Below are 13,533 nucleotides of genomic sequence, written 5' to 3'. Positions count from 1 at the left end.
TTCTCCTCTTGATTTGTCCGTCCAGCACCGCTGCTTGGACTTTTGAACAGTTGGAAAGTTAGCTTTTTCCACAACTAGTTTATGGGGCAAAACAACGAGCACAAAATCAATATTTTATAGATCTCCTTGTAAATTACGAACATTCTAGCTGAATTTAGAGGATAAAGACAAATTGCATACTTGAAGGGGCATTTATGAAATACTAAAAATTCCAATAAGAAAATAAGTTTTAGTTACTTCATAAACGCGCCCGATTCTTGAAGGTCAATGAATTTAAAACTTCCCCATTACTAAATTTCAATAAGTATAGGAACGATCATTGGATTTTTTTTAGTTTGTGTATATAGATATTCTCGTATTGATTTTTTTATTTGTTTTTTCATTACATTCCTTGAACTTCTATTTGCTTCTTGTAACTCGTTGACCGTTTTTATAGTGAGTTCATTTACGTTTTTGCGTAGCTCTGAAAAATCTCGATGATCTGTAAATCCGCGAGAAATCGTTTCGGGTTCAGCCATCAACTTTCTCTCCGATTTGCTTATCGTTACAATAATCATGAACATTCCGTCCTCAGAAAGCTGTTTTCTGTCCCGTAATACATATTCCCCAATATTACCGACATCCCCGCCGTCCACGTATGTATTTCCAACTGGTACGGTCCGGGTTTGGCGCGCAATGCCATCTTCAATCTCGACCACATCGCCATTATTAATGATAAACGTGTTTCCTTTCTCTACTCCAACGGATTCAGCTAACAAACGGTGATGATGCATCATTCTAAACTCACCGTGAATGGGAATAAAATATTTTGGTTTTATTAATGTAAGCATTAGTTTTAAATCTTCTTGATAACCATGGCCGGAAACATGCATGCCGGATGTACTTCCAGTTCCATAAATCACTTTGGCCCCAAGTGCAAATAAGTTGTCTACGATACTCGTGACATTACGTTCATTCCCAGGTATTGGACCTGCCGCAAGGATAACCGTATCTTCAGGCAAAATATCGACACCGCGAAAGTTTCCAGTGGACAGGCGGGCAAGGGCAGCTAATGGTTCTCCTTGACTTCCCGTGCATAAAATAGCTACCTTTTCAGGAGCCAATTCATTGATTTCATGTGGGGAAATTAACATTCCATCAGGAACGGTTAAATAACCACGTTCCATCGCAACCTCTACAACATTAACCATACTTCGTCCAAGTAACGCAAGTTTCCGATTTGTTTTAATTGCTGCAGTTACGACTTGCTGAACACGGCTAATATTCGAAGCAAAGGTTGAAACAATCACTTTGCGTTCGGCCTTCATGAAAGCTGCTTCCACATGTTCACCTACCATTTGTTCCGATGGGGTTAAACCAGTACGCTCTGCATTCGTACTTTCAGACAATAGAAGTAAAACGCCTTCTTTACCGATCTCTGCCATTTTATGAATTTCCGCATGCTCATTATTCGCAGGGGTTAAGTCGAACTTGAAGTCACCGGTATGTACAATATTCCCTTCTCGTGTGTGAAAGACCATGCCCAAGCAATCAGGAATACTATGGATCACTTTGAAAAAGCTCACACTCATTTCTCCGAATTTTAGTATTGAGTTTGAGTTAATTTCAACCAGTTCACTTTCTCTTAGAAGTTTGTGTTCTTTTAATTTGATCTCAACTAATCCTAGTGTGAAGCGTGTGGCATAAACCGGAACATTCAATTTTTTTAAGAAGAACGGGATCCCCCCGATATGATCCTCATGGCCATGGGTGACAATTAAAGCCCTGACTTTATCTTTATTTTCTATTAAGTAAGCGATATCAGGGATAATCAAATCAATTCCTAATAAACTTTCATCTGGAAACTTATTTCCACAGTCGATTATCACGATATCGTTTGAATATTCGATTGCATACATATTTTTCCCGATTTCATTCAAGCCACCTAAAGCGAAGATGGATATCACATTTTCATTTGTACTCAAATTTATAACCTCCTACTTTAAATTTTATAATTATCTTGCCCAAAAAATAAAAAGAGCACTTATCCTTACTATGGATAAAGCGCCCTTTCGAATAACCCAATACTTAAGCCGGGAATTAAAAACAACATAGGTAAAAAAACAGGACCAACGAACACGCAACTTAATTCATTTATTCCTTATTAATTGGTCACGGTCATCTTCTTGTGGAGGTTACTCCATCCAACCGTGTTTAATCATAATATTAGCTCCATCCTCGGCATACAGTGAGATTTCTGGAATTAAAGACGCATATTTAAAGCCTAAATCTTTTCTTTGACTTACTACCAGTGCCATTCCAAAGTTTCCAATTCCCGCGGCAATCATAGCTGAGACATGATACATCATTTATTTATCCGAAAAAACACTTGTTGTCGTATCTAAAACTGCCGAATCCCAACCCATAGGGGCAGGAAGATCTGGATTGCATCCATAAACAAGACATTTCCGCAGCAGTTAAAGGTATATTGGTTTTATCTTCCATTAAGAAAACCTCCTATGTAATAAATACATCATGAATAATATTTCCCTATATGGAAAAAAGTATAAATGAACAAAATGCTTGTTTCTTCTGCATCACTTCCAAAGCCAGTATTACATCGGATGGGGAGCTTTCCGAGATCCCCTCTTTTAAAAAAATAACTAAATAAAAAAACCTTCCAGAAGATGTATAAAGGAAGGTATTTATCTAATCAACTTATATAAGAAAATTGTATTCTCTGTTATGGAAGCATCTCACCCTGTAAATGGGCAAATAAAACAAATTCCTCTTAAAATCAAAGTTATTTAAAATGTGAAGTGTCTCCGATCAATAAATTAAATTTTCTTTCTCAATTTAAAAACTATAAAATCAGCACTTCTGAAATCTTCTTCAAATGAAGGATATTTTCTCAACATTTCTTCAGATGGCTTCGGTTCTATTAAGCCTTCTAAATGAAAACCTGCTTTAATTACATTATTAACATAGCTCGTTAAAGTTCTATGGAATAATAGCATTTTTTCTTTATCGCCTAGCCTTTGTTCATAAACACCTTCATAAAAATATTTATCAACATTCCAATGTAACTTTTCACCATCTTTTGTTTTCTCCCATCCACTCTCCGGGGTAACAAAACAAGGATGTAAAATTGAAAAAATAAAATATCCTCCATCTACTAATAGACGATACATTTCTTGGAATACCTTTTCATAATTTGCAAGGTCTTGTATGACCATATTCGATACAATTAGGTCAAAACTGTTATCCTCTAAAAAATTTAAATCCTCACAATTTCCATATCTATAATTAATTCTCAAATCAATGGGAGTTCTTTCTTTGGCGATTTCTAACATTTTTTCTGAATAATCTACTGCTGTTACAGCTGCTGAAGATTTAGCTAAAATTCTACTAAAATATCCTTCACCACATCCAGCGTCTAAAACTTTTTTATTCTTTACCGTTCCCATAAGTGATAATAAAGTAGGATTTAAAAAAACTTCTTTATGAAGGTCTCCTTGTTCAGTATGTACTGCTGAATATGTTTCGGCAAACTTATCCCACCTTTTAATCGCTTCTTCAGTACCAATGTTTTTTTTCTGATGTTTTTCACGCATTTCCTTTAAGTATTCTTCAGATTTCCCTCTTGGAATGCTGAGACTCTGAGAGTACAAAGATAATAAAATATCCTGATTTTTCACAGTAATTTCTCCCCAATCAACCTAGACTTGTACTTTAATTGATGTACTTCTGTGAACACCAGTAACTTTTCCACCTTTCCCATCCTCCAGCTAAACAATGCTGATAAGTATCATATTAGTCTAACTTTGATTATTATTGGTAAAAAAGTGTTCATTTTTTTATTTGGCGGAAACTGTTGAATTTAGTTTAGCAGTTACAACAGTTACTTCGGCATAATGAGCTTAGGACCTGTCCTTAGCCTTCATGTCCCCATCTTTTTCTGTTAGAATGAATATCTGCTGGATTAATGAAATTATAGAGAACAGTAGGGTGATACTTATGGTTGGAATGGGATATCGGACAATTAAGACTGCGATAGGGGCAGGGTTAGCAATTTGGATTGCGACTTTACTCGACTTAGAATTTGCATCCTTTGCAGCCATAATCGTTATTATGTGTATTGAGAAGACAAAGAAAAAGACATTACATTCTATTCAGAAAAAGTTTTTCGCATCTCTTTTATCTTTAATTCTTGGTTCCTTATGTTTTGAACTATTAGGATATAATCCAATTGTCTTAACTCTATTTATATTATTGTTTGTCCCAATCCTTATAAAAGGACGTATTCAGGAAGGTTTTGTCACAAGCATAGTTATCGTTTTACATATTTATACAGTGAAGGAAGCCAGTCTAGAAAACCTATTGAATGAACTCTATATTATTTTCATTGGTATAGGAATCGCCTTACTCGTAAACAGCATTATGCCTAGCTTTAAGAAAGAAATTGAAAAATACAAAATTGAAATCGAACATAAATTTAGCGTTATTCTTTACGAATTTTCAGCATTACTAAAAAATAGTGAGCGAAACTGGGATGGAAAAGAATTAAACGAAGTAGAAAATATCCTGAATCAAGCTAAAAACATAGTTATACAAGATGTAGAAAATCATCTGTTAAGAAAAGAAAATAAAGTTTATTATTATCTCGAAATGCGAGAGGATCAACTGGAAATCCTAAAACAGATGGTAGCCATTCTAAGCATTGTTTCTTCATCAGAGTTAGATGTCAAACAAAAAGGAATGCTTGCTAATATATTTCTGAATATTAGTCAACATGTTGATTCAGGGGATACAACCATTGCATTAAAACAATTAGAGGAGTACGAAGAGTCCATACGTGAAACAGAATTACCAAAGACAAGGGAAGAATTCGAAATTAGAGCCAATCTATTTTATTTAAATTTCGAAATTAAGAACTACTTAATTATTAAGAAAAATATTTTTAATCGAAGTAAACTTTAACTCCAGAGGCTAGTCATCATATTGGCAAAGGCCACGGGAACAGGTTTCACGCTTATTGAGCTAAGGGACCTGCCCCGTATTCTTTTACTGTAATACCCATGTTAAGAAATGGCTTTGATATTTTTCCAGTAGTTCCAAGCATTTAGATAGTCATTAAAATCATGGGGATGATGTTTAATGCAGGCTGCTAACCTGAGATATAATCCAATAAGTACTTGCTCATATAAAAATTGTTCACTTATTTTTTCTTTTAATAGTAAGTGATTCGCCGCTGAATGAATCGTTTCTTTCGTTAAATCATCTGGTGATGAACAAAAAGCATAAATTAAATCATAAAGGGGATTTCCGATAACAGGAGTTGGGTCAATCACACCATTTAATTTTCCATGATGAAAGATAAAATTGTGCACTCCACAATCCCCATGCAATAAAAATGGTTCTATGTCCAGACTATTTTTTTTTGAATCTTTGACAAGGTTAAGCACAAAGGTATACTCATCTTTATCTAAATATGAATCTAAAATCTTATTTGCTTCCATCAATTCATTCAAAAGGAAGCTTTGCCATGAATCTGTTAATTCATCCGCCCATCCAAAACCAATATTATTTGGTACGGCCTTATAATGATTTATCAGTCCTTGCACAAGTTCTTTGAGCACTTGCTGTTTATTACTTCTTACATAATTTGTAGAACCGTTGATGAATGAATAAGCGATATAATTATTTGAAGGTTCAACATAGAGAAGACGCGGTAATAAATATAAATCCTTGTAACAGGTAAGAAAATTTGCTTCAGATTGAATAACTTGCGGTTCATTCAACTTTACAACATATTTTGCACCATCAGAGGTACTCAGGAGATACAATTTACTTACTGTCCCTCCATTTAATTGTTCATACTCAACGGAACTTGATTGAATGATTTCTTTATTATTTAATTCTCTTATTATCTCTTGAATGTCCATATTTCTTCTATTCTCCCTACTCTTCAAATACAATTTCTATGATTTCTAGTTTAAAATTCATCCGAATACCCTATCACTTTCCCTTGTATCCTTTCCAACGGCAGCAAACCGAAATCTTTGCTGTCTATCCCCCGCCACCAGTGGTCAACCAAAACAAATACCGTTTCTTCATCAACTTTTATAGGCTCCAAATTCGAATTAAAGTAACTCTTAACCCAAGCTAAATCATTAACATGACTCAAATCAGCTTGATCTAAATACTCCTCTTCTTCCATCCCCCTTATAGTGGCCACTCCATAAAATGCACCCAATTTTTTATGATCAATATAAACGTGACCATCCTTGATCTCAATTGTCTCACCGGGTAAACCTACAACTCTGCCTAGATAATTTTTTGGAATCTCTGGGTTCTCTTTAATTGCCGTTTCAAACATCTTATAATAAACAACATCACCTCGTTCAAGTGGAGCAGATTTTGGATCTATTACCAATTCGCCATGTGTCCCAGTATCAAAATCGTGGTTTCCTCTATCCATTGCGTCAGATAGCCATTCCACTAAGAGGTGATGTTCCATTGGTGTTACCATTTTCATTTCAGGGGAAGTAATGTCATCAGTTATTTTAATAACTTCCTTGCCGCAGCCTACTAACAAAAGACCGAATAGAACAACGATTATCTTCCTCAAATCATCATCTCCTTTTTACACATTATACCAGCATTTCCTTTCATTATTTTTACAAAAAGCCCGTTAAAAGAAAAAAGCATTACCGCCGTTTCAGTAATGCCCCCTTTGTTCTAAGCTTCTATTTACATGATTTAATTTTGTCTGATAATATACTTGGCCCTAACTTTTTGGTATTTGAATTAGAAAGTCTTATCTGTACTTCTACATTTTCCATTTTTGCTGTAATGTCATCAATTCTTCCAGCCCAAGTTGGACCATCTATTTCTGGAGTAGGGTAAAGCCTGAAACGCCAGCTGATTTCATTAGGTATAAAGGCAAATCCTTCATAACTATCGTAATTACCATAGGTAGATGGTTTTGGAAGGTGCACCCCGAGAATACTTATATTCGTTCGTGCAAAACTTTGAGGGATCAACAGCACTTTATAAATCAATGCTGAGCCCTTTGCATTTGTAAGTTTTTTATCAACGGACTCCAGTATCATACTACAAGGCATAGTTATTGCCTTTGGCTGTGAAGGATAAATTACCAAAATCGAGATCATAAGTATGACCAAAACAAACTGCCTCATCACGCACCTCTTAGAATCGTTTTGGTTAATTTACCCTTATTATGGTTGAATTATAGGTTTGGTAAATTCCTCTTTATGGTAATATCATTTCTGAACATTAGATTAAAAAGTTTACGTATCAATCTCCATCTTCTTTTTCTGCCTTGTAAAACCGAAATATCTTGTGCCCTGAAAGGCAAGCTCTCCGGTGTCACCTTCAACAAGCATCCCATATTCAGAACCCTCAACCTCTAATTCAAACCGATCACCGCTTTCAACCTCAAAGGTAACAAAATAATCACTATAAGCCCTATGCTCTCCTCCACCACGAATGGCCGTCCTTTTTGCCACCACTTTCGCGTTGACGTTGAGTTTTGGGGAGTTATTATTTTTATTCCATTGAGAAAATCCTTTAAATATTGTAAATAGGATTGTAGAGATTACGATGACAAAGATAATGCCAACAAAAGTAGGAGCGAAATCAAACATGAAATCCCCACCATGAAGCATCTAATCCCTCCTATACAAGTTAATTTTTGATTTTCTTTTTCCTTAAATAAACAATGGCAAAAACAATTATAAATAATACAAGTAACATACTACTTTGCTGAAACCATTTGCTGCTCATTAATTCATCTTCTAATTGGACCGTGTATTTAGGCTCTTTCCCTTTTCCAAGCTCTAGCAGATCTTGATTAGCATATTGGATTTCGGCACTTTTTCCGCAGTTAATGACTTTTAGTATGCCGTCATGATCATTTGGATAGAAGAGATACTCCTTTCCCACTTCAAAGTCAAATTGGCAGCTGCTACTCCAATCTGTAGTAACAAATACTTGAGATTCGTCAATGCCCTTCCAAATTTCTGATACTGATATCAAAGCGACATCGTAGGATTTACCGTTGATTTTTTTCTTTTTTACCTGCAGAACCTCTCCTCTAAACACAGCTGCTGCCCTATTCAATGCTTCATTTGCAGTTTTAGGTATATCACAATCACAAGCCAACCCTCTTGATGACGGATAGAAAAGAGTCAATATTATTAATACAGCGGTTACATAAATTATATTTTTTCTTTTTTTACCCAACTACAAAAGCCCCTTTTTTATTAAAGACGCATATAAATATATAATGTTTCACGTTTTATCCAGCGAAGCTGCCTTTTTGACTTTTGTGGTAAATGAAAAGGCAGATCCATTTTTAAAAAATAATAGGTTCAAATCATTTTTCGATTAGAACCTATAAAACACCTATTTATGCCTATATTCCTTATCTTCTCCAGATTTCCCCTCTGTAATATCGTCAAATGGAGTATAGTTATTGCTTGGCAATTTCCTTTTTCTAGTTATTTTATAAATCGTAAAGGCTAGAGCCAACATTATGATTGCAGAAAAAATATAAGCCATGCAGTCAACTCCTCTCTATAAAATTCCGTGGCATGATGGAAAAAATCTATTTATTCCGCCCATTGTTTTTTTGCAAAATCTCATGATTTAAAAAATGGTCCTCTTGAACTTCTCTGGCTTTTTCACATAGCTTTCAATAATAAATCCACAGTCCGTACAAAGAATGTATTCAATATTTGAGCCTAGGCTCATCTTATTTTCAGGTTGCATAACCGCATACCCAGAGTGCTTTCCTTTCCCCAATTCTTTTCCGCCACATTTTGGACATTCTGTTGCTCTTGCAGAATAATTCATTTGAAATCCTCCCCTTCTCTTAACCATCTAAACCATCTGCCGTGACCATCTGTTTCAGCGATTGTTTCATTACTTTCCATACCATCTATAAAAAAATCTAGATGTAAAAACTTGTCTTGAATATTATTATAAATATGAAAAACATCTCGTTCCTTGCCAATTGCTTGAATCGTTTGAAGAAGTAATTTTCTTACTTCAATTGGCATTTGGTTGGCAACGTGGGTGTGAAAAATACAAACAGTGCTATCACTCGGCATCCTATCAACGTATTCACTTAATAAACCGATTCCATCTCCTTCGACTAATTGGACGGGATTCTTCACCATATAACTCGCTGCTTGTTCAAACATTAACAGTCTTTCTTTGTGTTCCGGCCAGATTAACGATTTCATCCACAATTTCTCTTCCTCATCAATTAAATCAATCGTATTTAAATCCAAACCAATCCTCTTAGAAACTGGAGGTGGAGCTGAAGAAATAAACGGAATATTTTCTCCCACTATCTCTGAAGTAATGTTTAATGTAGAATTTTTATTCCCAAATACTTCATTTGTACCATATGAATAAGAAAACTGATCCCAAAGAAGCTGCAACCCCGCACTAGTTCCGATTTCAATCAGCGCCAGAGGTTTTTCAGTCTTCTCGTAAATCAAATTAAAAACAGGATAAAGATAGGCACATCTTCGCACCTCGTTTGTCTGGACAAGCCTTGTTCGGAGGATAGATGTAATCTCATCTTGATATTGAAGGCAAAAATCTTTAAAGCTATGAAACGCCCCTTCAAAAGGTTTTGGGTTACTCACGATACTAGGATAATACTCTTTTAACTTATGTCTCTTTCCTTTAAGTAAAAGGTAATGAACAGCCCCAAAAAGTAAATTCGGAATCGGTTGACCTTTACTGGCATATGTACATAATTGTAATAATTCATCGTCTTTTGCAATTTTCAGTGATAAATATTCATATAATTTACTAGAATCTTTACACTCATTCGTGGCAAACCTCGTAAAGCTTTGAGATAAGAGTTCTTTATTTAACATTGGTTCCTCCTCCGTTCAAAAATACAAAAGGTTTTAAAATTAAGAAGGAAAGTACTCCATAGGCTCTTTGCAATGAATATATCCATTTTTCCTATAATAATTTATGCTGTCATCACTCGGCCAAACAATGATAAACTCATACTGCTCATTTTTGGCCCATTCATTTATAGTAGTAAGTAGCTGACTGCCAATCCCCTTGTTTCTATAATCACTAACTGTATACACATTAGTCATAAAGGCAAAAGGTCTTGTAATCCTCCCAGGACGAGGCACTTTTTGTATTAATTCAATATAGATGTGAGAAACAACTCTGCCTTCTTCCTCTGCGATCCAAATAAACCACTGCTCACTGTTAATCGCATTTTCTAAAAAATTTCGGCACTCGATTTTAAACTTTTCAAGCTCACTTTCATTAAACTTATTGGAGGGGTTATGTTCAATTGTGAAATCCCATCTCATTCTAATTAATTGATCAATATCTTTTGATTCAGCTAATCTAATCATCAATTTTTCTCCTATAAAAATCGGAATCTTTTTTTCCTTTTTTAGTGTTTCTATATCTACATTATTAATCTTTCATAAAAGTGTAAACGGGAAGCAAGTCCATGGGGGCCTTGGCTATATGTATAAAAAAGGGATATAAATCATTATTAGGATTTTCGGTCAAGTCATTACCAGCCCCGTAAAAAACGGGCGGATTATGACTACTTATCGAAAAATGCATTTGAATATTTAACAACTCCCGAAACATTATTAAGTGCATTTTCTTTTAACTCTAATACCATAAATACCTCTTCTCGTACTTCGAAAGGTGCTTTTATACCCCATAATGATGCTTTTTTAAACCCAAACTTCGGATAATATTCTGGATGCCCTAATACTACAACAGATTCATATTCAAGTTCCATCGCCCTTTTTATTGCTTCCAAAATTAAGTGCCTTCCTATCCCTTTATTTTGATACGCTGGTAAAACAGAAATAGGAGCAAGGGCAAGTGATTGCACTATTTGATTGTCATTCATAATCTTGATTTTAGATAATAGAATATGTCCTACAATTTCATTATCAACGGCAACTAAAGATAACTCTGGAATAAATGCATCAGACTTTCTAATCCGAGCCACCAATTCATGCTCGTTTTTATCACTAAATTCCATATTAGCAAATGCACTTTGTACAACTTCTTCAGTGATATTATAGTCCTTCGATCGTTCCTGTCTAATTATTATGTTCATTATTATTCTCCTCATTTATCATATTATTTACTTTTAAAGAACGGTCATAATAATTATTTTTTACTGAATCAAGGAGAATATTATTTTTAATGGCAAACTTAACTTTTTCCTTAACCTATTTCTCGTCCATCCGGTATTTTGCCTTCATTTACCCATGCTTCAACCATTTGATTAAACAAAGTAGGCTTTGCCAAAGATACACCATGGCCAATCTTTGATAATATAACTCCTTTACAATTAGGGTTATTTTTCACTAAATCCATCGCCGATTTTTTCATCACTGCTCTTTCTTTTTCCCCGACAGTCACTAAAATCTTTCCTTTTGCATTTTCAAAATGCTCCGGTATTTGGAATGACATATTCTCATCCATGATGCTTACAAGCGTTTCTAATTTCATTTGGTGGCTTTCTTGAAAGTATTGTTCAAAGTCGTCTTTGCCAATATAAAGTGTTTTAGCTTGGAGTTTTGAAAACGACCTATTTTTGATTAGCGGATAAAATAGTTTAATAGAGGGATTTATTATTTTTTTCGCATATGGAATGGGCCTCACGAGTGCACTATTGATAATAGCAAAGTCGATCAAATCTGGTTTTAAGCTTAACATTTGAATAGCTATTTGGGCACCTAGTGAAAAACCTAGGATGATTACTTCTTTTTCCTTAGCTTTTTCTTCAATTAATGCAAGTAGTTGATTGGCACTCGATTTGATTGAGAATGGTTCCTCGTGAAAACTTTGGCCATGCCCTGGTAAATCAGGTACAATGCAATGATAGTGAGCAAAGTATTGTATTTGTTCTCTCCACATCCAGCCGCTCACCCCGCCGCCATGTAAAAAAAGCATCAGCGGAGCCTCTTTATCACCATATTCTTTATAATATAAAGTCATTTTTATCACCCGATTGTTTAAGAATCTTTTTCATCTGTGAAAATTTTAAACGCTCCTATTGCCAATACCAACGGGATGATTACCATCGAAAATTTGAGAAAGGGAATATCTAAGATGAAGCTTATTAGAATGATAGGCAATCCAATCATAACAGTCATTGATGCGAATTTAGTATATCGGATAGCTTCATCAGATATCTCTGGTTCTTCTTTATACATCCACCTTTTTCCAAACAACATACTTTCCTCTGGATCCAAATAGGACCAAATAAGCAACCCATAAAAGGGTATCATTAAAATAATTATTAAAATTATTTCAGCCATAGAGTCTCCCCAATTCCTAATTTAATCATGGGTTTTCCTGTTACTCTTATACGAATCACGAAGGAAATAGTTCCCACTATTCCCTTAACCTGCCCTATTAAGAAAAATGCGCTCCTGCTAATTCCAGAAACGCACCTGTTTATGTAATTGATTTGACAAATTTAGTATAACTAGCAGCTCTATAAACAAAATTAAACAATTAAATGCCTTTTAAAAAAATCCTTCGTGACTTGATGAGTAAGTATTTCAGCCACCTTGTCTTTATCGATGAATTTTAACTCCCTTATTTCACGATCATTTGGATTTAATGAGTTACGATCGCCTAAAAATTCTACAAGAAACATGATTGTTTCCTGTTTGTCGTATCCGATTTTCATCTTAATTTCATCTGGAAAATGAAAGCATATTTTTTCATCAAATTCTTTTACAACCCTATAATCTTTTGAACCAGTCTCTTCTTCTAATTCACGAAATAGCGTATCGGTTAAATTCCGATCATTCTCTTCTACGCCACCCTTTATAAAATCCCATTCCCCTTTTATCTTTTGTTTCCCTTTATTTGTGTTGATGCTGACTTTATGGGCAATTAAAAATTGATTTTTTTGAAAAACAATTGCACCTACAGCTTTTCTAATCATTATTGCCTCAACTCTTTCTATCTTTCCTACAAAATTCTCTCTCCACTTTTTCCAAGTAATATGGAGATCACGAGAAAAATATATGAAAATGACAACAGAATCAATTCCAAGAAACCTAGACCAAACAGCATTAAATGATTCTCATCCGCTTGAATACCAGAATCAAACATATATTTTCCAATTAACAAATAGCTGCCAACTGACATTAAGAGAAACAACAGCCCGACCCAATTAAATTTAAATTTTACGATAGTATGAATCAGGACGAAAAAATAAACCGAACCGACAATTAATAAAAATATAAAAATATATAATGGTTCATAAACTGACACGTGATAAACTCCCTCTTTGATTCTTCATTTAATGTTATATAAGTGGAAACTTTGTATGGCCAAATATACGAATATCAAGCAGAGGATAAAGTTCAAAAGCGAAAAACCTCTCTTTTTCAAAATCAAACTTTCAATTCCAGTTAACAACAAAAATCCCGCAAAAATAAATTGCAGTATCCCATTATAGAAAAAATTAACACTTCCATCTTTAAATATGAA

Annotated in this window: 18 protein-coding genes; 1 reads left to right on the top strand and 17 read right to left on the bottom strand. The window is 34.6% G+C overall.

Annotation, left to right across the window (positions count from 1 at the left end):
- Positions 1-290 precede the first annotated feature (290 nt).
- The 3 genes from V7122_RS22875 to V7122_RS22865 all read right to left on the bottom strand — a co-directional run bounded on the left by V7122_RS22875 (position 291) and on the right by V7122_RS22865 (position 3,593).
- Entirely contained in the window at positions 291-1,964 is a 1,674-nt protein-coding gene (locus tag V7122_RS22875) for a ribonuclease J (protein ID WP_335529412.1), read from the bottom strand.
- Positions 1,965-2,174: 210 nt separating this feature from the next.
- Complete coding sequence (locus tag V7122_RS22870) at positions 2,175-2,345, bottom strand: DUF3231 family protein (RefSeq protein WP_335529410.1); 171 nt, start codon at positions 2,343-2,345, stop codon at positions 2,175-2,177.
- A 471-nt stretch (positions 2,346-2,816) separates the two neighbouring features.
- Complete coding sequence (locus tag V7122_RS22865; protein WP_335529428.1) at positions 2,817-3,593, bottom strand: class I SAM-dependent methyltransferase; 777 nt, start codon at positions 3,591-3,593, stop codon at positions 2,817-2,819.
- 403 nt (positions 3,594-3,996) lie between these two features.
- Here V7122_RS22865 and V7122_RS22860 point away from each other — a divergent pair, with 403 nt between their 5' ends.
- Positions 3,997-4,959: an aromatic acid exporter family protein gene (locus tag V7122_RS22860; protein ID WP_335529409.1), complete on the top strand. Its 963-nt coding sequence runs from the start codon at positions 3,997-3,999 to the stop codon at positions 4,957-4,959.
- 101 nt (positions 4,960-5,060) lie between these two features.
- Here the strand turns inward: V7122_RS22860 and V7122_RS22855 are convergent, their stop codons facing one another.
- The 14 genes from V7122_RS22855 to V7122_RS22790 all read right to left on the bottom strand — a co-directional run bounded on the left by V7122_RS22855 (position 5,061) and on the right by V7122_RS22790 (position 13,314).
- Positions 5,061-5,924 (bottom strand): phosphotransferase, encoded by an 864-nt coding sequence (locus tag V7122_RS22855; RefSeq protein WP_335529406.1) that lies wholly within the window; start codon positions 5,922-5,924, stop codon positions 5,061-5,063.
- A gap of 50 nt (positions 5,925-5,974) precedes the next feature.
- Positions 5,975-6,610, bottom strand: coding sequence for a signal peptidase I (gene lepB / locus V7122_RS22850; protein WP_335529403.1), 636 nt, complete (start codon positions 6,608-6,610; stop codon positions 5,975-5,977).
- Positions 6,611-6,728: 118 nt separating this feature from the next.
- On the bottom strand, positions 6,729-7,181 hold the full coding sequence (locus V7122_RS22845) for a hypothetical protein (RefSeq protein ID WP_335529400.1): 453 nt from the start codon (positions 7,179-7,181) through the stop codon (positions 6,729-6,731).
- A 111-nt stretch (positions 7,182-7,292) separates the two neighbouring features.
- Entirely contained in the window at positions 7,293-7,670 is a 378-nt protein-coding gene (locus V7122_RS22840; protein ID WP_335345048.1) for a DUF2500 domain-containing protein, read from the bottom strand.
- A 19-nt stretch (positions 7,671-7,689) separates the two neighbouring features.
- The gene (locus V7122_RS22835; protein WP_335345047.1) at positions 7,690-8,247 is read right to left on the bottom strand and encodes a hypothetical protein; all 558 of its coding nucleotides are present in this window, start codon (positions 8,245-8,247) and stop codon (positions 7,690-7,692) included.
- 162 nt (positions 8,248-8,409) lie between these two features.
- On the bottom strand, positions 8,410-8,565 hold the full coding sequence (locus tag V7122_RS22830; RefSeq protein ID WP_335354204.1) for a hypothetical protein: 156 nt from the start codon (positions 8,563-8,565) through the stop codon (positions 8,410-8,412).
- An 87-nt stretch (positions 8,566-8,652) separates the two neighbouring features.
- Complete coding sequence (locus tag V7122_RS22825; RefSeq protein ID WP_335345046.1) at positions 8,653-8,859, bottom strand: transcription initiation factor TFIIIB; 207 nt, start codon at positions 8,857-8,859, stop codon at positions 8,653-8,655.
- Positions 8,856-9,899, bottom strand: coding sequence for a DUF2332 domain-containing protein (locus tag V7122_RS22820; protein ID WP_335345045.1), 1,044 nt, complete (start codon positions 9,897-9,899; stop codon positions 8,856-8,858). Before V7122_RS22820 ends, V7122_RS22825 begins: the two co-directional genes overlap by 4 nt.
- A 39-nt stretch (positions 9,900-9,938) precedes the next feature.
- The gene (locus V7122_RS22815) at positions 9,939-10,403 is read right to left on the bottom strand and encodes a GNAT family N-acetyltransferase (protein ID WP_335345044.1); all 465 of its coding nucleotides are present in this window, start codon (positions 10,401-10,403) and stop codon (positions 9,939-9,941) included.
- A 200-nt stretch (positions 10,404-10,603) separates the two neighbouring features.
- Positions 10,604-11,134, bottom strand: a complete 531-nt coding sequence (locus V7122_RS22810; RefSeq protein ID WP_335529395.1) for a GNAT family N-acetyltransferase — start codon at positions 11,132-11,134, stop codon at positions 10,604-10,606.
- 110 nt (positions 11,135-11,244) lie between these two features.
- Complete coding sequence (locus tag V7122_RS22805; RefSeq protein WP_335529392.1) at positions 11,245-12,021, bottom strand: alpha/beta fold hydrolase; 777 nt, start codon at positions 12,019-12,021, stop codon at positions 11,245-11,247.
- Between the two features lie 17 nt (positions 12,022-12,038).
- Positions 12,039-12,344: a hypothetical protein gene (locus V7122_RS22800; protein WP_335345042.1), complete on the bottom strand. Its 306-nt coding sequence runs from the start codon at positions 12,342-12,344 to the stop codon at positions 12,039-12,041.
- 191 nt (positions 12,345-12,535) lie between these two features.
- On the bottom strand, positions 12,536-12,982 hold the full coding sequence (locus tag V7122_RS22795; RefSeq protein WP_335529389.1) for an NUDIX domain-containing protein: 447 nt from the start codon (positions 12,980-12,982) through the stop codon (positions 12,536-12,538).
- A 26-nt stretch (positions 12,983-13,008) separates the two neighbouring features.
- Positions 13,009-13,314, bottom strand: a complete 306-nt coding sequence (locus V7122_RS22790; RefSeq protein WP_335529386.1) for a hypothetical protein — start codon at positions 13,312-13,314, stop codon at positions 13,009-13,011.
- Positions 13,315-13,533 lie beyond the last annotated feature (219 nt).

The organism is Bacillus sp. JJ1532 (assembly GCF_036965085.1).
GTDB lineage: Bacteria > Bacillota > Bacilli > Bacillales > Cytobacillaceae > Cytobacillus.
This window is presented reverse-complemented; position numbering and strand designations above follow the sequence as displayed.